This is a genomic window from Pseudomonas sp. PGPR N4 (assembly GCF_059693665.1).
This window is the reverse complement of the sequence record NZ_JCAUKV010000005.1, coordinates 74463-95986: the sequence shown is the minus strand read 5'-3', so window position 1 is coordinate 95986 and position 21524 is coordinate 74463. Positions and strand designations below refer to the sequence as shown.

General features: G+C 64.1%; 18 protein-coding genes. 13 read left to right on the top strand and 5 right to left on the bottom strand.

Going from position 1 to position 21524, the window contains the following annotated elements; genetic code table 11:
* The first annotated feature begins 14 nt into the window (after window positions 1–14).
* The 12 genes from AC58X1_RS18870 (at window position 15) to AC58X1_RS18815 (ending at window position 14794) form a co-directional block, all read left to right on the top strand.
* On the top strand, window positions 15–1181 hold the full coding sequence (locus AC58X1_RS18870; protein ID WP_101322044.1) for an alginate biosynthesis protein Alg44: 1167 nt from the start codon (window positions 15–17) through the stop codon (window positions 1179–1181).
* Between the two features lie 33 nt (window positions 1182–1214).
* Window positions 1215–2633, top strand: a complete 1419-nt coding sequence (gene algK, locus AC58X1_RS18865; protein WP_101323102.1) for an alginate biosynthesis TPR repeat lipoprotein AlgK — start codon at window positions 1215–1217, stop codon at window positions 2631–2633.
* Complete coding sequence (locus AC58X1_RS18860; protein WP_497429311.1) at window positions 2630–4108, top strand: alginate export family protein; 1479 nt, start codon at window positions 2630–2632, stop codon at window positions 4106–4108. The genes algK and AC58X1_RS18860 overlap by 4 nt, the downstream gene beginning before the upstream one ends.
* A 19-nt stretch (window positions 4109–4127) precedes the next feature.
* Window positions 4128–5684, top strand: coding sequence for a mannuronan 5-epimerase AlgG (algG, locus tag AC58X1_RS18855; RefSeq protein ID WP_101322046.1), 1557 nt, complete (start codon window positions 4128–4130; stop codon window positions 5682–5684).
* 12 nt (window positions 5685–5696) lie between these two features.
* Window positions 5697–7139 carry an alginate O-acetyltransferase gene (locus AC58X1_RS18850; RefSeq protein ID WP_497429310.1) on the top strand — a complete coding sequence of 481 codons (1443 nt, stop codon included), beginning with the start codon at window positions 5697–5699 and terminating at the stop codon, window positions 7137–7139.
* Between the two features lie 7 nt (window positions 7140–7146).
* Window positions 7147–8250, top strand: coding sequence for a mannuronate-specific alginate lyase (locus tag AC58X1_RS18845; protein ID WP_497429309.1), 1104 nt, complete (start codon window positions 7147–7149; stop codon window positions 8248–8250).
* A gap of 180 nt (window positions 8251–8430) precedes the next feature.
* Entirely contained in the window at window positions 8431–9888 is a 1458-nt protein-coding gene (locus tag AC58X1_RS18840; protein ID WP_497429308.1) for an MBOAT family O-acyltransferase, read from the top strand.
* A gap of 13 nt (window positions 9889–9901) precedes the next feature.
* Complete coding sequence (locus tag AC58X1_RS18835; RefSeq protein WP_101322049.1) at window positions 9902–11059, top strand: alginate O-acetyltransferase; 1158 nt, start codon at window positions 9902–9904, stop codon at window positions 11057–11059.
* A gap of 17 nt (window positions 11060–11076) precedes the next feature.
* Complete coding sequence (locus AC58X1_RS18830; RefSeq protein ID WP_101322050.1) at window positions 11077–11724, top strand: alginate O-acetyltransferase AlgF; 648 nt, start codon at window positions 11077–11079, stop codon at window positions 11722–11724.
* Between the two features lie 32 nt (window positions 11725–11756).
* On the top strand, window positions 11757–13211 hold the full coding sequence (locus tag AC58X1_RS18825) for a mannose-1-phosphate guanylyltransferase/mannose-6-phosphate isomerase (RefSeq protein ID WP_101322051.1): 1455 nt from the start codon (window positions 11757–11759) through the stop codon (window positions 13209–13211).
* A gap of 234 nt (window positions 13212–13445) precedes the next feature.
* Window positions 13446–13910 (top strand): multidrug transporter, encoded by a 465-nt coding sequence (locus AC58X1_RS18820; RefSeq protein ID WP_101322052.1) that lies wholly within the window; start codon window positions 13446–13448, stop codon window positions 13908–13910.
* 59 nt (window positions 13911–13969) lie between these two features.
* Window positions 13970–14794, top strand: coding sequence for an SDR family oxidoreductase (locus AC58X1_RS18815; protein ID WP_103438516.1), 825 nt, complete (start codon window positions 13970–13972; stop codon window positions 14792–14794).
* On the opposite strand, the gene AC58X1_RS18810 is transcribed toward AC58X1_RS18815, so the two are convergent.
* The 4 genes from AC58X1_RS18810 to AC58X1_RS18795 all read right to left on the bottom strand — a co-directional run bounded on the left by AC58X1_RS18810 (window position 14780) and on the right by AC58X1_RS18795 (window position 19882).
* Entirely contained in the window at window positions 14780–16246 is a 1467-nt protein-coding gene (locus tag AC58X1_RS18810; protein WP_497429307.1) for an efflux transporter outer membrane subunit, read from the bottom strand. The two genes, AC58X1_RS18815 and AC58X1_RS18810, sit on opposite strands and share 15 nt — an antisense overlap.
* Window positions 16243–17304: an HlyD family secretion protein gene (locus AC58X1_RS18805; protein ID WP_101322055.1), complete on the bottom strand. Its 1062-nt coding sequence runs from the start codon at window positions 17302–17304 to the stop codon at window positions 16243–16245. Before AC58X1_RS18805 ends, AC58X1_RS18810 begins: the two co-directional genes overlap by 4 nt.
* Window positions 17305–17331: 27 nt before the next feature.
* Window positions 17332–18852, bottom strand: coding sequence for an MFS transporter (locus tag AC58X1_RS18800; protein ID WP_150570665.1), 1521 nt, complete (start codon window positions 18850–18852; stop codon window positions 17332–17334).
* A 121-nt stretch (window positions 18853–18973) separates the two neighbouring features.
* Complete coding sequence (locus AC58X1_RS18795) at window positions 18974–19882, bottom strand: LysR family transcriptional regulator (protein ID WP_101322057.1); 909 nt, start codon at window positions 19880–19882, stop codon at window positions 18974–18976.
* A gap of 153 nt (window positions 19883–20035) precedes the next feature.
* On the opposite strand from AC58X1_RS18795, the gene AC58X1_RS18790 reads away from it, so the two are divergent.
* Window positions 20036–20485: a universal stress protein gene (locus AC58X1_RS18790; RefSeq protein ID WP_101322058.1), complete on the top strand. Its 450-nt coding sequence runs from the start codon at window positions 20036–20038 to the stop codon at window positions 20483–20485.
* Window positions 20486–20657: 172 nt separating this feature from the next.
* On the opposite strand, the gene AC58X1_RS18785 is transcribed toward AC58X1_RS18790, so the two are convergent.
* Window positions 20658–21518: an efflux RND transporter periplasmic adaptor subunit gene (locus tag AC58X1_RS18785; protein WP_150573823.1), complete on the bottom strand. Its 861-nt coding sequence runs from the start codon at window positions 21516–21518 to the stop codon at window positions 20658–20660.
* Window positions 21519–21524: the final 6 nt, after the last annotated feature.

Here is a 21524-nt window from a genome sequence, read left to right as displayed (position 1 = left end):
AACTTGAAATCGCCATGAATAACGCCGTCAACGTCAATGTCGTGCATGAGTCCGAAGCCCAGCGCCAACACGCCCGGGTGCGTATCCCCGCCAAGCTGCGTTTTGTGGACGGCAACCGTGAGCCGCAAGAGGCCAAGGTCGATGACCTGTCTGCTGGCGGCCTGTCCTTCCAGGCCAAGCGCGCACTGCCGATCGGCGAAGTGATCCGCGGTCGCCTGCAGTTCGTGGTCGACAACCTCGGCCTGTCGATGGACATCGAGTTTTTGGTGCGCACCAGCGACGCCGCCACCGGCCGTACCGGTGCGGAGTTCCAGAACCTCGAGCCACGCGACATCGCCACCCTGCGCCACATCATCACCTCGCACCTGTCGGGCGAGTTGATCACTGCCGGTGACGTGCTCAGTACCCTGCAACGCGACAACTTCACCAAGGCGCGCAAGCAGAAGGACGGCGGCTCGGGTCTGAGCGCGTTTGGCCGCCTGCGTGCCGTGACCGTGACCCTGGGCGTGTTCGTGGTCGGTATCGCCGCCTTTGGTTTTGTCGCCAAGTCGCTGTATGGCATGTACTTCGTCAGCCACGCCGAAGCCGGTGTGGTCGCCGTGCCGACCACCACCGTGACCATGCCCCGCGACGGCACGGTCAAGAGCCTGGTCGAAAGCGGCGGGCAAGTGGTCAAGGGCGCGCCACTGGCAAGCTTCAGCACCAGCATGCTGGACATGCTCAAAGGCCACCTGGACGACTCGCAGCTGGAGCCGGCCAAGGTCGAGGAACTGTTCGGCAAGCAACTCGCCGGTACCCTTACCAGCCCGTGTGATTGCGTCGTCGCCGAGCAACTGGTGGATGACGACCAGTACGCCAGCAAAGGCCAGCCGATCTTCCACCTGGTACCGCGCACCACCAACCCGATGATCGAGGCGCGCTTCAGCTACCGCCAGTTCGACGAGGTAAAGCCGGGCACCAAGGTTAACTTCCAGATCGCCGGTGAAGACGAAGTGCGCACTGGCCAGATCGTCAGCAGCGCAAGCCTCAACAGCGAAGACCTGGCCTCCGACATCCGCGTGCAGATCAAACCCGACGGTGCCTTGCCCGCCGAACTGGCCGGTCGCCCGGCAGCGGTCAACAGCGATCGCGGCCCTTCGCTGGATTGGCTGATCAGCAAAGCTGCGGCCCGTGGGCTGTAAGAGGATCTGACCATGAGCCTGTTCAACCTACCCATGGCGTCGCCCGGCGCGCGCCCAGCCACCTGGTGTTCACTGGCGATCGCCATTGCCCTGAGTGGCTGCGCCGGCCTGCCCGATCAGCGCCTGGCCAACGAAGCGCTCAAGCGTGGCGACACCGCCACTGCCGAGCGCAACTACAAGGCCTTGGCTGATCTTGGCTACAGCGATGCGCAGGTCGGCCTGGCCGATATTCAGGTGGCCTCGCGCGACCCTGCGCAACTGCAGCAGGCCGAAGCCACCTACCGCGCCGCCGCCAGCACCTCGTCGCGGGCCCAGGCCCGTCTTGGCCGCCTGCTGGTAGCCAAACCGGACAGCACCCAGGCCGAGCGCGAAGAGGCCGAAAGCCTGCTCAAGCGCGCCGCCGCCCAGGGCGAAAGCAACACCCTGATCCCGCTGGCGATGCTGTATCTGCAATACCCGCAGAGCTTCCCCAAGGTCAACGCGCAGCAACAGATCGAACAATGGCGCGCTGCCGGCAACCCGGAAGCGGGCCTGGCGCAGATCCTCCTCTACCGCACCCAGGGCAGCTACGATCAGCACCTGGATGACGTCGAGCGCATCTGCAAAACCGCCCTGAACAGCACCGACATCTGCTATGTCGAGCTGGCCACCGTCTACCAGAAACGCAACCAGGCCGAGCAACGCACTGCCCTGCTTGAGCAGCTCAAGTCGGCCTATGCCCGCGGCAGCGTACCGGCCAGCCGGGTCGACAGCGTGGCGCGGGTACTGGCTGATCGCAGCCTGGGCCAGACCGACGAGAAAACCGCCAAGGACCTGCTCGAGCAGGTTGCCCCGGCCAACCCGGCCTCCTGGGTCAGCCTGGCGCAGTTGCTGTATGACTTCCCCGAGCTGGGCGACACCGACCAGTTGCTGGCTTACATCGACAAAGGCCGCGCCGCCGAACAGCCGCGTGCCGAGCTGCTGCTGGGCCGCCTGTACTACGAAGGCAAGACCCTGCCAGCCGATGCGGCCAAAGCCGAAACTCATCTGCAAGCCGCCGCTGCTGCCGGCGAAATCAGCGCCCATTACTACCTCGGCCAGTTGTACCGCCGTGGTTACCTCGGCCAGGTCGAGCCGCAAAAGGCGGTCGATCACCTGCTCAACGCCGCCCGCGGCGGCCAGCTCAGCGCCGACTATGCGCTGGCTCAGCTGTACAGCGAAGGCCACGGCATCCGCCCGAACCCTGGCAATGCCTGGGTATTCGCCAGCCTGGCGCAGGCCAACCCGTCGCAGCAGTCGACCGAACTGCTGCAGCAACTCGATCAGCAACTGACGCCTGAGCAGCGCAGCCAGGCCCAGCGCCTGCTTGCGCAAGAGCAGCAGGCGCGCGGCAGCATGGCCAAAGCCGGCAACAGCATGATGGCCATCGAAGCCCTGCAAGACGATGAAGACGCCGAGGATTCCTCCCTATGACGCTCAACCCCTTCGTGAAGGCCGGGATCGGCCTGAGCTTCGCCCTGCTCTGGTCGTGCCCGACCTTGGCCGATATCACCGCCGAGAAGAACTTCGGCCTCGACGTGAAAATCACCGGCCAGTCGGAAGACGACCGCGACCTAGGCACCCGCTCCGGCGGTGATGTGCAAGGCCTGGGTCTGGACCTGCGCCCTTGGGTCTACGGCGAGCGTGGCAACTGGAGCGCCTTTGCCATGGGCCAGGCGGTCGCGGCCACCGACACCATCGAAACCGACACCCTGCGCCAGTCCGACGATGGCAGCACCGTCGACACCGCTGCCGACGGCCGCAAAGCCGACAAAAGCTACCTGGCCATGCGCGAGTTCTGGGTCGGCTACAGCGGCTTCACCGCCTACCCCGGCGAGCAACTGCGGCTCGGCCGCCAGCGCCTGCGCAACGACGACGGCATGTGGCGTGACAGCAACATCGAAGCGCTCAACTGGACCTTCGACACCACCCTGCTGCGGGCCAACCTGGGCATGGCCCAGCGCTTCAGCGAATACCGCACCGACCTCACCGAGCTGGCTCCGGAAGACAAGGACCGCACCCATTTCTACGGCGACGTTGCCACGCAGTGGACCCCCGGTCACTGGGTTGGCCTGCGCGCGCACCACACCCATGACAGCGGCAGCCTGAAAAACACTGGCGAGAGCCTTGATGGCCTGGACAAGCGCCGCACCGGCGACCTGACCTGGCTGGGCCTGGAAGCCAACAGCGATGCCTACAACTGGCGCAACCAGCACACCGTCAACTACTGGGGCAGCCTGACCTGGCTGACCGGTGACCGCAACAAGCTCAACAGCGAGCTGGTCGGCAACGAGCAAGTCGCCACCGGCAGGCAGAGCGGCGACGTCAATGCCTGGGCCACCGATCTCGGTATCCGCCTGCGTCTCGACCCGCAATGGCAAGTCGGCGCGGCCTATGCCCGTGGCAGCGGTGGCGGCGGCAGCAAGGGTTCGAACAACTACGAGCAGACCGGCCTTGAGAGCAATCGCTCCAGCTTCACCGGCACCCGCTCGCGGGTGCACCGCTTCGGCGAAGCCTTCCGCGGTGAGCTGGGCAACCTGCAGGCAGCCACCCTGTTCGCCTCCTGGCAGCTGCGCGACGACTACGACGCCAGCTTGATCTACCACAAGTTCTGGCGCGTCAACGGCCAGCAGAACATCGGCTCCAGCGGCATCAATGCGGTGGTCGATGACGAAGGCGTCAACCGCCCACTGGTCAACGGCGAGAAGGACCTGGGCCAGGAGATGGACGTGGTCGTCACCAAGTACTTCAAGCAAGGCCTGCTGCCAGCATCGCTGAGCCAGTCGATCGACGAACCGTCGGCGCTGGTACGCCTGCGTGCTGGCGTGTTCAAGCCTGGCGATGCCTACGGCAAAGAGGCCGACTCGTACATGCACCGCGCCTTTGTCGACGTGATCTGGCGTTTCTGACGTGCGCCGAGGACTGGATATGAACCTGCAACCCAAGCTTCGCTACAGCCTGCTCGCCAGCGCCCTGCTGCTGGCCGCAGGCGTGGCTCAGGCCGCCGAGCCAGGCACGGCCAAGGGCCTGCAGCAGGCCAAGACCTACACCGTGACCAGCGCGCCAGTCGAGCCGCTGCACATGGAGCCGCCCAAGCTGCCTGATCTGACTGGTTACACCGCGCAAGCGGTGCAAGCCAAGATCGATCGCAGCCGCAAGGGCAAGGTCAGCGTGCGCCGCATGCTTCAGGAAGAATCGCTCAAGGAATTCATCGGCGGCGACAACAAGGCCGCCGAGTGGGTCCAGCGCCAGCAGGGTATCCCCCAGGCGATCTTTGTCGACGACGGCCATGTCGACCTGACCGAGCTGAGCAAGCAAGTGCCCAAGCAGTACCTGAGTGAAGTGTCGCCGGGCGTGTATCTGGCACGCTTGCCAATCGTGGTCGGGCAGAAGGGCGTGCTGGAAATCAACGGTAAGGTCAAAGAGCTGCGTCTGTCGCAGGAGCGCGGCGCGTTTCTGGTCAACGACGGCAAGCTGTTCGTCAGCGACACCCAGGTCACCGGCTGGCGCGAGAAGGACAACGGCCCGGCCAGCTTCCGCTCGCCCAAGGAGTTCCGCCCGTTCCTGCTGTCGTGGGGCGGCACCGAGACCTACATCGTCAACAGCAAGATGGCCAGCTTTGGCTACTCGCAGTCCAAGTCGTACGGCGTGAGCATCTCGCAGTACACGCCGAACATGGCGAAAAAGATGGGCCGCGCCGAACCGACCGGCTGGATCATCGGTTCCGAATTCAGTGACATGTGGTACGGCTTCTACTGCTACGAGACCAGCGACTTCGTGGTCAAGGACAGCACCTACCGCGACAACATCGTCTACGGCATCGACCCGCACGACCGTTCGCACCGCCTGATCATCGCCGGCAACACCGTGCATGGCACCAAGAAAAAACACGGCATCATCGTTTCGCGTGAGGTCAACGACAGCTGGATCTTCAACAACAAGAGCTACGACAACAAGCTCTCCGGGGTGGTGATCGACCGTAACAGCGTCAACAACCTGATTGCCTACAACGAGATCTACCGCAACCACACCGACGGCATCACCGTGTACGAAAGCGGTGACAACCTGATCTGGGGCAACAAGGTCATCAACAACCGTCGCCACGGCATCCGCGTGCGCAACAGCGTCAACATTCGCCTTTACGAGAACATCGCCATGGCCAACGGCCTGGTCGGTGTTTACGGGCACATCAAGGACCTGTCCGACACCGACCGCGACATCGCCCTCGACCCGTTCGACGCCAAGGTCTCGCTGATCGTGGTCGGCGGCGAGTTGACCGCCAATGGCTCCGGCCCCTTGTCGATCGACTCGCCGCTGTCGGTCGAGCTGTACAAGGTGGCCATGCTCGCCCCGCGCAAAGCCAGCGGCATCAGCCTCAATGGCGTGCTCGGCGAGCGCCAGGACGAAATCCTCGACCTGCTGGTGCGCCAGCAGAAGGCTGTGCTGATCGACCCGGTCGAACGCCAGACCGAAATGATCGATTAAGGAATGCTGACCATGACCACTGCACCTTTGATGAAACTGCTCGGCCTGACTGCCGCCTTGCTGGCGATCAGCCAGGGCGTGCGCGCCGAACAGGTCCAGGCGCCGAGCTTCACTGCCGAGCCATGCTGCCAGCTGTGCCCGGAAGCGCACGACGCCAGCCGCTACACCACCCGCTACCAGCAGAACTTCACCACCCTGGTGCAGGCGCAGGGCGACTGGTTGTTCCGTACCCGCGAAGACCTGCGCACCGAGTTCAGCACCAGCGCTGCCGGCTACCAGCGCCTGCAGCAGGTGCACGACGCCTTCAAGAAACGCGGCATCGAGCTGGTGATGGTCTATCAGCCAACCCGTGGCCTGGTTAACCGCAACATGCTCAATCCGGTCGACAAGGCCGCGTTCGATTACCAGAAGGCGCTGGGCAACTACCAGGCCATGCTCAAGCGCTTTGCCAAGATGGGCTACACCGTGCCGGACCTGTCGCCACTGACCAACGAGCAGCTGGCGGCAGCCGATCAGGGCAAGGACTTCTACTTCCGCGGCGACCAGCACTGGACGCCGTATGGCGCTGAACGAGCGGCGAAGATCATCGCCAAGAGCGTGCAGCAGATGCCGGCCTTCGCCGACATTCCGCGCAAGGAATTCGAAACCCACAAGTCCGGGCGCATGGGCAAGACCGGCACCCTGCACAACGTCGCCGGCCAGCTCTGCGGCAGCAGCTACGCGGTGCAGTACATGGACCAGTTCGCCACCGAGCCGAAAGGCGCCGCCGGCGACGACGACCTGTTCGGCGACAGCGGCAATGCCGAGATCACCCTGGTCGGCACCAGCCACAGCGGCAAGAACTACAACTTCTCGGGCTTCCTGCAGCAATACATCGGCGCCGACGTGCTCAACGTCGCCTTCCCGGGCGGTGGCCTGGAAGGTGCGATGATCCAGTACCTGGGCAGCGAAGAGTTCAAGACCCACCCGCCGAAGATCCTCATCTGGGAATTCTCGCCGCTGTATCGCCTCGACCAGGAAACCATCTGGCGGCAGATCCTCGGCCTGCTCGACAACGGCTGCGATGACCGCCCAGCACAGATGAGCGCCAGCACCACGCTCAAGCCCGGCACCAACGAAGTCATGGTCAACGGCAAGGGCGGCGTGATCAAGGACCTGGTCAACCGCAACCTGCAGATGGACATCAAGTTCGAAGACACTTCGGTCAAGGTCCTGCAAGCGACCCTGTGGTATCTGAACGGGCGCCACGAGGACATCAAGATCGAAAAACCAGAGACCTCCGACACCGACGGGCGCTTTGTCTTCCAACTGCGTGAAGACGAAGACTGGGCGAGCCAGAACCTGCTCGCGCTGGAGCTGCAAGGCCCGGAACAAGGCACCCAGAAAGTCGAAGCCAAGCTCTGCAAACGCAACAACTTCGCCAGCCCTGCGCACACAGCGCAGGCTGGCCAGTGAGGCGCACATGATCAAGCCACGCACGACCTTCGCCCCTGCCCTGCTCGCCCTGGCCCTGTTTGCCGGCGCTGCGCAGGCCGAGCTGGTACCCCCACAGGGTTACTACGCCGGCATCGAGCAGATGAAAACCACCGACGGCAAGTTCCGCTGTGAACAGGCGCCCAAGCCTTACACCGGCGCCTTGCAGTTTCGCAGCAAGTACGAAGGCTCGGACAAGGCCCGCTCGACGCTCAACCTGCGCTCGGAAAAAGCCTTCCGCGACTCGACCAAAGACATCACCACCCTCGAGCGTGGCGTCAGCAAGATGGTCGGCCAGTACATGCGCGACGGCCGCCCGGCGCAGCTCGATTGCGCGCTTGGCTGGCTGAGCCAGTGGGCGCAGGCCGACGCCTTGCTCTCGACCGATTACAACCACACCGGCAAGTCCATGCGCAAATGGGCCCTGGGCAGCATGAGCGGCTCCTGGCTGCGCTTGAAGTTCTCCAATTCGCAGCCGCTGGCGGCGCACAAGGCCGAAGCCGAAGCCATTGAAAAATGGTTCGCCCGCCTGGCCGAACAGACCGTCAAGGACTGGAGCGACCTGCCGCTGGAGAAGATCAACAACCACAGCTACTGGGCCGCCTGGTCGGTGATGGCTACTGCCGTCGCCACCGACCGCCGCGACCTGTTCGACTGGGCCGTGAAGGAGTACCGCGTCGGCGCCAACCAGATCGACGAGCAGGGCTTCTTGCCTAACGAGCTCAAGCGCCGCCAGCGCGCGCTGGCCTACCACAACTACGCTCTGCCGCCGCTGGCGATGATCGCCAGCTTCGCCAAGGTCAACGGGGTCGACTTGCGCAGCGAGAACAACTTTGCCCTGCAGCGCCTCGGCGAAGGGGTGCTGGCCGGTGCCCGTGATCCGCGTCAGTTCGTTGCCCGTACCGGCGTCAAACAGGACATGAAAGACCTCAAGGTCGACAGCAAGTACGCCTGGCTCGAGCCGTGGTGCGCGCTGTACCAGTGCGTTAGCGACACGCTGTCGCGCAAGCATGGCATGCAGCCGTTCGACAGTTTCCGCCTGGGCGGCAACATGACCCGGGTGTATGACCCGAGCGCAGCTAGCAACAAGTAACACTCATCCCTATGGGAGCGGGCTTGCCCGCGAATGAGGCACCGCGTGATGCCAGGCAAAGGCTACGCCTTTGTTCGCGGGCAAGCCCGCTCCCACAGGGTATTAAGTTGCTCCCCGGTCCAGGCTGGGGGGTTTGGGGGGCTGCTGCCCCAGCTACGTACATCCATCAGGAGAACGAGGATGGTCTTCTCGTCAAATGTGTTCCTGTTCCTGTTCCTGCCGATCTTCCTCGGCTTGTACTACTTGAGCGGGCAACGCTATCGCAACCTGCTGCTGCTGGTCGCCAGCTACATCTTCTACGCCTGGTGGCGGGTCGACTTCCTCGCCCTGTTCGCCGGCGTGACCCTGTGGAACTACTGGATCGGCCTCAAAGTCGGCGCCGCAGGCGTGCGCACCAAACCCGCACAGCGCTGGCTGCTGCTCGGCGTAGGTGTCGACCTGGCCATTCTCGGCTACTTCAAGTACGCCAACTTCGGCGTCGACAGCCTCAACGCAATCATCACCTCGTTCGGTTTCGAGCCGTTCATCATCACCCACGTGCTGCTGCCGATCGGCATCTCGTTCTACATCTTCGAGTCGATCAGCTACATCATCGACGTGTACCGCGGTGATACCCCGGCGACTCGAAACCTGATCGACTTTGCAGCGTTCGTGGCGATCTTCCCGCACTTGATCGCGGGCCCCGTACTGCGCTTCAAGGACCTGGTCGACCAGTTCAACAACCGCACTCACACCCTCGACAAGTTCTCCGAAGGCTGCACCCGCTTCATGCAGGGCTTCATCAAGAAGGTGTTCATCGCCGACACCCTGGCGGTGGTTGCCGACCATTGCTTCGCCCTGGAAAACCCTACCACCGGTGACGCCTGGCTCGGCGCCCTGGCCTACACCGCGCAGCTGTACTTCGACTTCTCCGGCTACAGCGACATGGCCATCGGCCTCGGTTTGATGATGGGCTTTCGCTTCATGGAGAACTTCAAGCAGCCGTACATCAGCCAGTCGATCACCGAGTTCTGGCGGCGCTGGCACATCAGCCTGTCGACCTGGCTGCGCGACTACCTGTACATCACCCTGGGCGGCAACCGCAAAGGCACCTTCAACACCTACCGCAACCTGTTCCTGACCATGTTGCTCGGCGGCTTGTGGCACGGCGCCAACATCACCTACATCCTCTGGGGCGCCTGGCACGGCATCTGGCTCGCGATCGAACGTGCGCTGGGCCTGGACACCAACCCGCAGCGCTTCAACCCGATCAAGTGGGCGTTCACCTTCCTGCTGGTGGTGACCGGCTGGGTGATGTTCCGCTCGGAAAACCTCGACGTGGCCGGGCGCATGTACGCCGCCATGTTCAGCTTCGGCGAATGGCAGCTGTCGGAACTCAACCGCGCCAACCTCACCGGCCTGCAGGTGGCAACCATGTTCATCGCCTACGCAACCCTGGCGTTCTTCGGCCTGCGCGACTTCTACCGCAATGCCAAGCCAACGCCCAAGGCAACCCCGGTACAGATCAACAGCGACGGTTCGATCGGCCTGGACTGGGGCCGGGTCATGGCCCGCGTGCTGGTGCTGCTGTTGTTCGTTGCCTCGGTGCTGAAACTCTCGGCGCAAAGCTATTCGCCATTCCTCTATTTCCAGTTCTGAGGCACGGACGACCATGACCCGGACACTTCGCATCACCTACTCGCTGACCTTCCTTGGCCTGCTCACCGGCCTTGGCGTGTGGTCGCTGAGCGGCGCTTCGAGCTTTCAGCGCACCGAGCAGATGACGGTGCTCAACGGCAAGCTGGCCAAGGCCGCCGAGACCCATTACGACGAGCAGTTCCCGATCAAGCGCCTGAGCACCAACCTGTGGGCCGCACTGGACTACAAGCTGTTCAACGAAGGCCGCCCCGGCGTGGTGCTGGGCCGCGAGCAATGGCTGTTCAGCGACGAAGAGTTCAAACCCACCGCCGGTGCCGACCAGCTCATGCAGGACAACCTGGCGCTGATCCGCGGCGTGCGCGACACCCTGCAACGCCAGGGCGTGCAGCTGGTGCTGGCGATCATCCCGGCCAAGGCGCGGATCTACTCCGAGTACCTCGGCGAAGAGCAGCCGGCCAGCCTGCATGGTGACCTGTACAACCAGTTCCATGCCCAGGCACGCCAGGCCAACGTGTTTGCCCCTGACCTGCAGGCGCCAATGGAGCAAGCCAAAGCCCGCGGCCAGGTATTCCTGCGCACCGACACGCACTGGACCCCGCTGGGCGCCGAAGTCGCCGCGCAGACCGTGGCCCAAGCCGTGTCCCGGCAAAAACTGCTGCAAGCCGAACCCCAGGCCTACGTCACCGACGCTGGCAGCAGTGCGCCGTACAAAGGCGACCTGACCAACTTCCTGCCGCTCGACCCGCTGTTCAGCGAGTTGCTGCCAGCGCCGGACAACCTGCAAAAACGCACTACCCGCCCAGCGGCCGGCAACGCCGACAGCGGTGACGCGCTGTTCGCCGACAGCCAGATCCCGGTGGCGCTGGTTGGCACCAGCTACAGCGCCAACCCGCACTGGAATTTCCTCGGCGCGCTGCAGCAGGCGCTGCACAGCGATGTCGCCAACTACGCCGAAGACGGCCATGGGCCGTTGCTGCCGATGCTCAAGTACCTGCAAAGCGACGCCTTCAAGGATGCCCCGCCGCAAGTGGTGGTGTGGGAGTTCCCGGAACGCTATCTGCCGATGAAAAACGACCTCAGCGGGTTCGACCCGCAGTGGATCGCGCAATTAAAGAACACCCGTAAATCCGAAGAAAACCTGGCCCTGTCGTCCAATCGGACGGAACACTGAAAGAGAGGAACACGCACATGTCCAACAAGCCATCTTTTGCCAAAGTCTTCACCCTCGCTGCGGGCCTGTCGCTGGCCTCGCTGCAAGCCTTCGCCGGCGCCGACGCCGCACTGTACGGCCCCAGCGCACCGAAAGGCTCAAGCTTCGTGCGCCTGTACAACGCCAGCAGCGCACCGGCTGCCGCCAGTGTCGGCAACACCCAGATCAAGCAGGTCGGCGCGCAGTCCAGCAGTGACTTCAGCTTCCTCCCGGGCGGCGACTACAGCGCCCAGGTCGGTGGCAAGTCGGTGCCGGTGAAGCTCGCCTCGGACAAGTATTACACCCTGGTCAACAACGCCAGCGGCAGCCCGCAACTGATCGAAGAGCCACCGTTCAAGAACAAGCAAAAGGCTTTGGTGCGGGTGCAGAACCTCACCGACCAGGCGCTGACCCTGAAAACCGCCGACGGCAAGACCGAAGTGGTCAAGCCGGTAGCGGCCCATGCGCGCGGCGAGCGCGAGATCAATCCAGTCAAGGTCAACCTGGCCCTGTACCAAGGCGACAAGAAAGTCAGCGACATCAAACCTGTCGCGCTGGAACGCGGTGAAGCCGCCGTGCTGTACGTCACCGGCTCCGGCAGCAGCCTGGCCCCGGTGTGGGTAACCCGTCCTGTCTCGACCAACTGATTTCTGCCTCTATCAACCTTTGGAGAAACATCATGATTCCGGTAATCCTTTCTGGTGGTAGCGGTTCGCGTCTGTGGCCTTTGTCGCGTAAACAGTTCCCCAAGCAGTTCCTCGCCCTGACCGGTGAGCACACGCTGTTCCAGCAAACCCTCGAGCGCCTGGTGTTCGACGGCATGCAAGCGCCGATCGTGGTCTGCAACAAGGACCACAAGTTCATCGTCAACGAGCAGCTGACTGCACTGAACCTGCAGACCCAGGCGATCCTGATGGAGCCGTTTGGCCGCAACACCGCGCCGGCCGTGGCCATCACCGCGATGAAGCTGGTCAATGAAGGCAGCGACGAGCTGATGCTGGTACTGCCGGCTGACCATGTGATCGATGACCAGAAGGCCCTGCAACGTGCCCTGGCCCTGGCCACCGTGGCGGCCGAGCGTGGCGAGATGGTGCTGTTCGGCGTGCCGGCGACCAAACCGGAAACCGGCTACGGCTACATCCGTTCCAGCCAGGATGCCCTGCTGCCGGAAGGCGTCGCCCGGGTTGCGCAGTTTGTCGAAAAGCCTGACGAAAAACGCGCCACCGAGTTCGTCCGCAGCGGCGGCTACTTCTGGAACAGCGGCATGTTCCTGTTCCGCGCCAGCCGCTTCCTCGAAGAGCTGAAAAAACACGATCCGGATATCTACGACACCTGCCTGCTGGCACTCGAGCGCAGCGAAGAAGACGGCGACTACCTGAGCATCGACGAAGCCACCTTCGCCTGCTGCCCGGACAACTCGATCGACTACGCCGTGATGGAAAAGACCCAGCGCGCCTGCGTGGTGCCACTGACCGCAGGCTGGAGCGACGTCGGCTGCTGGTCGTCGCTGTGGGATGTGCATGAGAAAGACGCCAACGGCAACGTCACCAAAGGCGACGTGGTGGTGCAGGACAGCCACAACTGCATGATCCACGGCAACGGCAAGCTGGTCTCGGTGATCGGTCTTGAGAACATCGTCGTGGTCGAGACCAAGGACGCCATGATGATTGCCCACAAGGACAAGGTCCAGGGCGTCAAGCAGATGGTCAACACCCTCGACAAGCAAGGCCGCAGCGAGACCCAGAACCATCTTGAGGTGTATCGCCCATGGGGCTCGTACGACTCGGTGGACATGGGCGGCCGCTTCCAGGTCAAGCACATCACCGTCAAGCCCGGCGCCAGCCTGTCGCTGCAGATGCACCACCACCGCGCCGAGCATTGGATCGTAGTGTCGGGCACGGCTGAAGTGACCTGTGACGAGAACGTGTTCCTGCTCACCGAAAACCAATCGACCTACATCCCGATCGCCTCGGTGCACCGCTTGCGCAACCCGGGCAAGATCCCGCTGGAAATCATCGAAGTGCAGTCCGGCAGCTACCTGGGTGAAGACGACATCGAACGCTTCGAAGACGTCTACGGCCGTAGCGCCACGCCGATCGAGCGCGGCGTTTCGGTGAAAACCATCGCCCAGTAATCCTTCCAGCCATACACGGTCCGTGTAGGAGCGGCCTTGTGTCGCGAAAGGGCTGCGTAGCGGCCCCGCATTTTCAGCTTCGCCGCTGACATTGCCGGGCCAGCTACGCTGGCCTTTCGCGACACAAGGCCGCTCCTACACGCGACCGCGTCGTCCATGTCGCACCGTTTTTCACCCCCATCACTATTTCAGCTAGGATGTGCAAAACCCGCACACCCAAGGCTTGCCCTTCCCATGATCATCGGCGCTCTGCTCATCCTGACCTGGCTGGTCCTGCTCATTCGCTACCCGGCCAAGGCCCTGCCGATTTCCCTGGCCGCTGTACTCGGCCTCGGTTTGATCGCCCTTTGGGTTGCCTGGCAGGACACCCGCGAATCCAACCAGCTGGCCCGCCTCGACCTGCGCCTGCAATATGCCCCTGAACTGTGCCCAGCCGACCGCAGCCTGCGCGTGAGCATGAAAAACGCCAACAGCGTGCCGCTCACCGAACTGCGCTGGCAGGTCGGCGCCTACGCCCCCGGCGACACGGTCAACCTCGCCGAAAACACCTACAGCACGCCGCGCTATCGCGGCCCCGGCGACCTGCAGCCAGGCGCCGAGTGGAACGACTGCCTGCCACTGCCGCCGTTGCGCTCCGGCTACCGCGCGCAAACCCTGGAGTTTCGTGCCGAACGCCTGCAGGGCTCGTTTGCCAACTAGCCGCAGGCTGATTTGTCTGGGGTATGATCGAGCACCTTGCACAGCCCACAGGCCCCGCCATGCCCACAGTCCTGATCACCGGTTGCTCCAGCGGCATCGGCCGCGCCCTTGCCGATGCCTTTCGTGATGCCGGTCATGAGGTCTGGGCCACCGCGCGCAAGCCCGAAGCCGTTGCCCAACTGGCTGCAGCGGGCTTTACCGCGCGACAGTTGGACGTCAATGACAGCGCCGAGCTGACACGCCTCACAGATGAGCTGCAAGCCAGCCATGGCGGCCTCGATATCCTCATCAACAATGCCGGCTACGGCGCCATGGGCCCTGTGCTCGATGGCGGTGTCGATGGGTTGCGCGAGCAATTCGAAACCAACGTGTTCGCGCTGGTTGGGGTCACTCGCACGCTGTTCCCGCTGCTGCGGCGTAATCGCGGCCTGGTCATTAACATCGGTAGCGTCTCTGGCGTGCTGGTGACGCCATTCGCCGGTACTTATTGCGCGTCCAAGGCCGCTGTGCACGCGCTGAACACCGCGCTGCGCCTGGAGCTGGCGCCGTTTGGCATTCGCGTGATGGAAGTCCAGCCCGGCGCCATCGCTTCGCAATTTGCCAGCAACGCCCAGCAGCAGGCTGAACACCTGATAGCGGCGGATTCACCGTGGTGGCCGCTGCGCGAGCACATCCGCGCGCGCGCGCGCGCCTCGCAGGACAAGCCAACGCCAACCGCCGAGTTCGCCCAAGGCGTGCTGGCGGCAGCGGGCAAGTCACCGGTGCCGGCCCTGGTGCGGCTGGGCAACGGCAGCCGGGCGCTGCCACTGTTGGCGTGGCTGCTGCCGCGACGTTTGCTCGACAGCATCCTGCGCAAGCGCTTTGGCCTGTTACGACCGCTCTGACAGCCAAGCCTTCGGCGGCGCCTCGGCGAACGCTTGCCAGCCGCCACCGAGCGCCTTGTACAAGCCGACCATCGCCTGCGAGACGGCCGCCGAGCTGTCGATCCACTGCTCTTCGCTGGCCAGCAGCGCTGTCTGCACCGTGAGCACGTTGAGAAAGTCCACCGCGCCTTCCACGTACTGCTGCTGAGCGGTGTCCAGGGCGATGCGGTTTTCGCGCACGGCCTCGGCCAGGTGATCGCGGCGCAGCTGGCTGGCGTTGTACAGGCGCAGCACATCGTCGATCTCATGCCAGGCGCCGAGCACCACCTTGCGGTAGTTCAGCGCGGCCTCCTGCTGCTGCGCTTCACGCAACTGCAGCGTGCCCTTGAGCCGGCCACCTTCAAAGATCGGCAGCGACAGTTGCGGGCCAAAAGCAAACCGTCGTGAGTCCCAGTCGCCAAAGTCCGCCAATTGCAGGGCCTGCATACCGACGTTGCCCGACAGCCGAATACGCGGATAGAAGTCCGCCTTGGCCACGCCGATGCTGGCAGTTGCCGCATGCAGGCGCGCTTCGGCCTGGCGAATATCCGGGCGGCGCTCGGCCAACTCCGACGGCAAGCCAACCGCAAAGCGCTGCTGCGGCACCGGCAGTTCGCCCGGCGCCAGCAGCTCGGCCTGCAAACTGCGCGGCGGTTCGGCGGCGAGCAGGCTGAGGGCATTGATCAGGTCGTCACGCCTCGCTTGCAAGGTAGGTAAACGCGCTTCGATCGAGGCAACCTGAGCGCTGGCCTGGGCAACATCCAGGCGCGTCGCGACGCCCTCGGCCTGACGGTCGCGGGACAGTTGCAGGCTGTGCCGGGCGACCTTGAGATTGTTTTCGGTCACCTCCAGCGTTTGCTGCACGGCCCGCAACTGGATGTAATCGCCGGCGGTCTCTGCGAGCAGCGCCAGCAATACGCCGCGGCGGTCCTCTTCGGCAACCGCCACGCTCGCATCGGCAGCTTCCACCTGACGGCGCACCCGGCCCCACAGATCCAGCTCCCAGCCCGCAACCAGGTCGCCCTGCCAAAGGTTGTAGGCCGATTTGCCGGCATTGCCGGACGGGTCATTCAGACCCTCGGCACTGTTGCGCGCGCGACTGTAGCCGGCATCCAGACCTAACGAAGGCGTCTCGTCAGCTGCAATCGTGCTGCGCAGCGCGCGGCTTTGCAGCAGACGCGCACTGGCAATCTGCAGATCGAGGTTGTTGGCGGCGACGCGCTGGATCAGCGCGCTCAGCCTGGCATCGTGAAAACTCTCCCACCAACGCACTTGCAGTGGTTCGGCCAAGGGCTGGCTGGCGGCGGCCTCACCTTGCACCGGCGCCCATTGCTGTGGAGCCTGGCTGGCCGGGCGCTGAAAATCTGGGCCCAGGCTGCAACCGGCCAATGCGACAGCGAGCAGCAACGGGCTGAAGCGGACAAGTGCGCTCATCGCGTGCTCACCTGCTGGCTGTCGAGCGAATCGCCCTGTGTGTCGATAGTGACCACCACCGACATGCCCACGCGCAGGCGCGACAGCAACGGCTGGCCATCATCGAAAACGATCTTCACCGGTATCCGCTGCACAACTTTGGTGAAGTTGCCGGTGGCGTTGTCGGGTTTGACTGCGGCAAAGGTCACGCCGGTGGCAGGGGCGATGCTCTGCACATGGCCTTTGAGGGTCACGTCGGAATAGGTATCGACGCTGATGCTGACCGGCTGCCCCGGTTGCACATGGGTCAGCTGGGTTTCCTGGAAGTTACCGACCACGTAGGCCTGCTCCAGCGGCACTACCGACAGTAGTCGGGCGCCGGGGGTGACATAGGCGCCAACTCGCAGGGCGCGCTCGCCGACCATGCCCGCTACCGGCGCAGTAATGCGGGTGTGCGACAGGTCCAACTGGGCCTTGTCGACACCGGCTTCAGCGCGCTTGAGCTGGCCATCGGCGCTGGCGACCTGAGCCGTGAGAATATCCACCTGCTTGCGCGTCGCTACCAATGCGGCCTGGCTGTTGGCTTGCTGCGCCCGAGCCTGATCGACCCGGCTGCGCGCTTGTTGCGCGTTCTGCACGGTGCCCGCGCCCTGCTCGGCCAGACGGCCGTAGCGCTTGACCTCCTGTTCGGCAAACGCCGCCTGCGCTTGAGCCGCCTTGAACGCGGCCTCGGCCTGGGCGATCAGCGCAGCCTGGCGTTCGAGGGTGGCGCGCGCATCGGCGCTCTGCGCCTGGGCGACCAGCACCTGTGCCTGCGCGGCGGCCAACGCCGCCTCATAGTCGCGGGCATCGATGGTGGCCAGCAGCTGACCAGCCTGGACCTGCTGGTTGTCTTCGACCAGCACCTCCTGGATAAACCCGGCAACCTTGGGCGCCACCACGGTGTAGTCCGCGCTGACATAGGCATCGTTGGTCTGCTGCCGGTGATCACTGCCCAGCAGCCACGGCCCAACCAGTGCAGCCAGGACAGCCACGGCCAGCACCGAGCCGATGACGATAGTCTTGCGATTGTTGCTCATGTTCAGTGTTCTCGAATTCAGTCGGGTTCAGGCCACCGCGCGGGGTGGGTAGACCCGGGTGGGCGCAAAAGGAATCAGGCAAATCAGGATCACGGCGACGCAGGCCAGCAGCAGGTAGAGGTCGGCCGAGGTCAGCACCAGCGCCTGCTGGTGCACGCGCTGAGCCAGCCCGGCTGTGCGGTCATCAAGCAGCGGTGCATTGCCCAGGCTGTCCACCAGGTGATTGGAATGAAAGTGCCGGCGCAGCGTGCCGACGGCTTCCAGCAGGCCCGCAGCGATCACTGCGGCAAGGCCTTTGACGGTGTTGAACCAGGCCGAAGCGAACGGCCCTTCCTGCGGCGACATGCCGTTGGTGGACAGCATCAGCAACGGCAGCACGGCCATCGGTTGGCCGAACACCTGCAACAGGTAAAAGCCGTAGAAATCATTGCGAATCCACTGCGAGGTCAACTGGCTGCTGCCCACACAAGACAGCGCCAGCATGCCCAGGCCCAGCGCCAGCACCCAGCGGCAATCCACCGCGCGGATGTTGCATAGCGCGGCCGTCAACGGCAGCGCGATCAGTTGCGGCATCGCCACCAGCAGCATCAGCGGGCTGGACTGCGCCGGCCGGTAGCCCTGAATCTGCGCCAGGTACGCCGAAGGGATCGAGCCCAGCCCGGACAACACAATCAGCACCCCGGCGAGGGTCAACAGGGCAAAACTCAGGTTACGCCGCGAGAGCATGCGCAACTGAAAGAACGGCACCGGCTCGGACCACTCGTTGTACATGAACAGCAGCAACAGCAGCAGGCCGCCGCCGAGCAGCCAACAGATCAGCGGCGAGTCCAGCCAGCCCCAGCGGTCGCCCAGCGACAACCCGAGGACGATGCAGCTCAGTGCAGGCAAGCCCAGCAGCACGCCGCGCCAGTTGAACTGCTTGAAGCGCTCCAGCCGCAGCGGGTCCTGCGGCAGGCCCCAGGCCACACAGGCCATGGCCAGCAGCGACGGCAGGATGATCTGCCAGAACGCCCATTGCCAGCCGACGTATTCGGTCCACAGGCCCGCCAGAGGTGTGCCGAGATTGGGTCCGAAGGTGGCGGTCAGGGCATAGCAGGCCAGGCCATAGACTTTGATTCCCGGTGGCAGAAAGCGCAGCGCCACGCTCATCAGCATCGGCGGCAAGGCGCCTGCGGCCAGGCCCTGAACGATCCGCAGCAGCATCAGGCTGTGCAGGTTCGGCGCGTAGGGTTGCAGCAGGCCCAGCACGGCAAACACGGCTATTGCGCAAAGGGTGAAGCGACGCAGGGAAAAGGTCGTCGCCAGCCACGGCGAAAAGGCCATCGCCGACACCGACGCAGCCGCATACACCGCCAGCAACCAGGCGCCCTCGTCGGCACCGATGCCCATCGCGCCGCGAATGTCGTTCAAGGAAATCTTGGTGACCGCCTCGTTCAACCCGGCGCAGAGCACAGCCAGCAGCACACCGAACAGCCCGACCACCACGCGCAGGCCAAATGCGGCCTGAGCGGGGGCGGTAGCCGCAGGGGTGGCGGAAAGCGAGGTCATATCAGGGAAATCTCCAGCAACAAATTGCACTGGAGGCATTTTAAAAAGATCGAATGCTTACGAAAACTGACTTATCGCCAGCTTTAAAGTGCGTCAGACGCAATCCGCATGTGTCTCGAGTTCAAGGTTCAAGCCCGCAACAGGCCTTCAAGGTCTGGCGCAGCCAACGGTGCGCTGGGTCGCTATCAAAGCGCGGGTGCCAGGCCTGCATGACATTGACCCGCTCCAGCGCCAGCGGGATCTCGAACGAGCGCAGCGGCAGGCCGAGCTTGCTGACACTGCTGAGAATATTCGCCGGCATCGGCAGGATCAGGTCCGAATCGGGCAGAGAAAACAACGCCGAGTGGAAGCTCGGGGTGATCAGCGCTACCCGCCGCTGCACCTTGCAGTGGGCCAGTTCGACATCGATCGGCCCGTTGGCGCGCCCCCGGCGCGATACGCTGATCTGTGGATAACTGGCAAAGCTCTGCGCGGTCACCGGCTCGGCGAAGATCGGATGGTCCTGCCGCGCCAGGCCGATATAGAACGTCTGAAACAGGCTCTGGATCTTGATCTCCGGGCCCAGATCGACAGTCGAGCTGATGATCAGGTCGGTGCGCCCGTCACGCAGCACACTGTCGTCGTCCCCGCCTGGGCTTTCCGGGATGAAGCGCAGCACCGTGCGCGGCGCCTGCTCATGCATCATGCGCAGCAACTGCGCGCCGTACAGGGCAATGAACAGGTCATTGGTGCGGATGTTGAAGGCGCGGTCGAGGTTGGCCAGATCGACCGTATCGGCACTGCGAAAGACCTGCCCGGCCTGCTCCACCAGCACGCTGACCTGCTCGCGCAGGGCGAGCGCCCGTGGCGTCGGCACCAGGCCACGACCGGCGCGGACCAGAATCGGGTCACCGAGCGCATCGCGAATCCGCCCCAAGGTCCGGCTCATCGCCGCCGGGCTCAGGTTCATCCGCTGCGCAGCACCGACCACACTGCCCTCATCAAGCAAGGCATCAAGGGCAACCAGCAGGTTCATGTCCGGGAGTTGCATGGCCGGTTTCCGTGACTGTTGTGGGAATGTGCATGTTAACAGCTCGCACGATTGCGCCAGACGCAACGACGCCGTGCGTGCGGGGCCATTTATCCACAGCTGGCGCTCAGCTCAGAATGGCCTGCCGGCCACATCGCCTCGCGAGGACCCCCTATGCTCCGCTCTGTACTGATCGCCATCGACGCATCCCCTGCCACCAGCAACCTGCTGGCCCTGGCGCAACGCTTCTGCCGCCCCGATCTGCACCAGTTGCATGTGCTGCTGGCGATCGACTCGACCTTCGCCGTGCACGAGCAACCCGCGCCCTTCACCCAGGCTGAGCGCGAGGAATACCCCGCTGCCTGCGAAGAGCAGCAACACGCAGAGGCCGCCATCGCCGCCGCGGTACAGACCTTGCGCGCTGCCGGCTTTGCAACCGACGGCAGCCTGCGCGCCGACCAACCGGTAGACGCCATCGTCGCTCAAGCCCAGGCGCTGGACTGCGAACTGATCGTCATGGGCCACCGCCACCTGTCACGGCTGGGCCGACTGCTTGATCCGTCGATCAGCGCCAAGGTGCTGGATCGGGTCGAAATACCGGTGCTGGTGGGGGTGACGGATTAGAAGCTTGCGTCTGGTTCGAGTACGCCGGGGGCGCTGCGCACCCCTTTCGCGACACAAGGCCGCTCCTACGGGGACCGCGTAAGTTGATCGTGCGCGGTCACCTGTAGGAGCGGCCTTGTGTCGCGAAAGGGCCGCGAAGCGGCCCCAGCAGTAATGGACACTATCGCGTTCGCTACTTTCCACCTGGCCTCACCACCACCGTACAGGTCGTCCCCGCCGCCAACAGAAACCCCTCCGGCACTGCATCGATATGAATCCGCACCGGCACGCGCTGGGCCAGACGTACCCAGTTGAAGGTCGGGTTGACATCGGCGATCAGCTCACGGCTTTGTGGGTTGTCGCGGTCGTAGATGCCGCGGGCGATGCTCTCGACATGGCCGCTGAGGCGCTCGCCACTCATCATCTGCAACTCGGCCTGATCGCCGACACGCACGTGCGGCAGCTTGGTCTCTTCAAAAAAGCCGTAGACCCAGAACGAGTGCTCGTCGACCACCGCCATCACCGGCTCACCGATGCGCGCATAGTCGCCGCGGTGGACGTTGAGGTTGGTCACGTAGCCGTCGACGGTGGCAAGGATGCGCGTGCGTTTCAGGTCCAGCTCGGCGGCGGCCAGCTGCGCAAGGGCCTGCTGGTAATCGGCCTGGGCCGAGTTGGCGATGTTGCTGGCGTCGTCACGGTTTTCCTTGGAAATAACCAGGTTGTCGAGATCGGCCCGGCGCTTGGCGTTGACCTTGCGCATCTCCCAGGTGGCCTTGCGTGAAGCCACCAGCGCCTTGGCCTGGTCGAGCGCAACCTGGTAATGCTCGGCGTCGATCTGGATCAGCACATCGCCCTTCTTGACGCGCTGGTTATCGCGCACCGGCACATCGGTGACGTAGCCCGGCACATCGGCGGCGACATTGATGATGTCGGCGCGCACGCGGCCGTCGCGGGTCCACGGGGTAGTCATGTAGTGCAGCCACAGCTGGCGGCCGATGGCCACGGCTGCGACCAGCACCAGCAGGGTGGCGATCAGGCTGAAGAACTTTTTCATCGAGGG

Coding starts and splice junctions, on each gene's coding strand:
- AC58X1_RS18870 (WP_101322044.1), top strand. CDS start 15: ATGAATAACGCCGTCAACGTCAATGTCGTGCATGAGTCCGAAGCCCAG.
- algK (WP_101323102.1), top strand. CDS start 1,215: ATGGCGTCGCCCGGCGCGCGCCCAGCCACCTGGTGTTCACTGGCGATC.
- AC58X1_RS18860 (WP_497429311.1), top strand. CDS start 2,630: ATGACGCTCAACCCCTTCGTGAAGGCCGGGATCGGCCTGAGCTTCGCC.
- algG (WP_101322046.1), top strand. CDS start 4,128: ATGAACCTGCAACCCAAGCTTCGCTACAGCCTGCTCGCCAGCGCCCTG.
- AC58X1_RS18850 (WP_497429310.1), top strand. CDS start 5,697: ATGACCACTGCACCTTTGATGAAACTGCTCGGCCTGACTGCCGCCTTG.
- AC58X1_RS18845 (WP_497429309.1), top strand. CDS start 7,147: ATGATCAAGCCACGCACGACCTTCGCCCCTGCCCTGCTCGCCCTGGCC.
- AC58X1_RS18840 (WP_497429308.1), top strand. CDS start 8,431: ATGGTCTTCTCGTCAAATGTGTTCCTGTTCCTGTTCCTGCCGATCTTC.
- AC58X1_RS18835 (WP_101322049.1), top strand. CDS start 9,902: ATGACCCGGACACTTCGCATCACCTACTCGCTGACCTTCCTTGGCCTG.
- AC58X1_RS18830 (WP_101322050.1), top strand. CDS start 11,077: ATGTCCAACAAGCCATCTTTTGCCAAAGTCTTCACCCTCGCTGCGGGC.
- AC58X1_RS18825 (WP_101322051.1), top strand. CDS start 11,757: ATGATTCCGGTAATCCTTTCTGGTGGTAGCGGTTCGCGTCTGTGGCCT.
- AC58X1_RS18820 (WP_101322052.1), top strand. CDS start 13,446: ATGATCATCGGCGCTCTGCTCATCCTGACCTGGCTGGTCCTGCTCATT.
- AC58X1_RS18815 (WP_103438516.1), top strand. CDS start 13,970: ATGCCCACAGTCCTGATCACCGGTTGCTCCAGCGGCATCGGCCGCGCC.
- AC58X1_RS18810 (WP_497429307.1), bottom strand. CDS start 16,246: ATGAGCGCACTTGTCCGCTTCAGCCCGTTGCTGCTCGCTGTCGCATTG.
- AC58X1_RS18805 (WP_101322055.1), bottom strand. CDS start 17,304: ATGAGCAACAATCGCAAGACTATCGTCATCGGCTCGGTGCTGGCCGTG.
- AC58X1_RS18800 (WP_150570665.1), bottom strand. CDS start 18,852: ATGACCTCGCTTTCCGCCACCCCTGCGGCTACCGCCCCCGCTCAGGCC.
- AC58X1_RS18795 (WP_101322057.1), bottom strand. CDS start 19,882: ATGCAACTCCCGGACATGAACCTGCTGGTTGCCCTTGATGCCTTGCTT.
- AC58X1_RS18790 (WP_101322058.1), top strand. CDS start 20,036: ATGCTCCGCTCTGTACTGATCGCCATCGACGCATCCCCTGCCACCAGC.
- AC58X1_RS18785 (WP_150573823.1), bottom strand. CDS start 21,518: ATGAAAAAGTTCTTCAGCCTGATCGCCACCCTGCTGGTGCTGGTCGCA.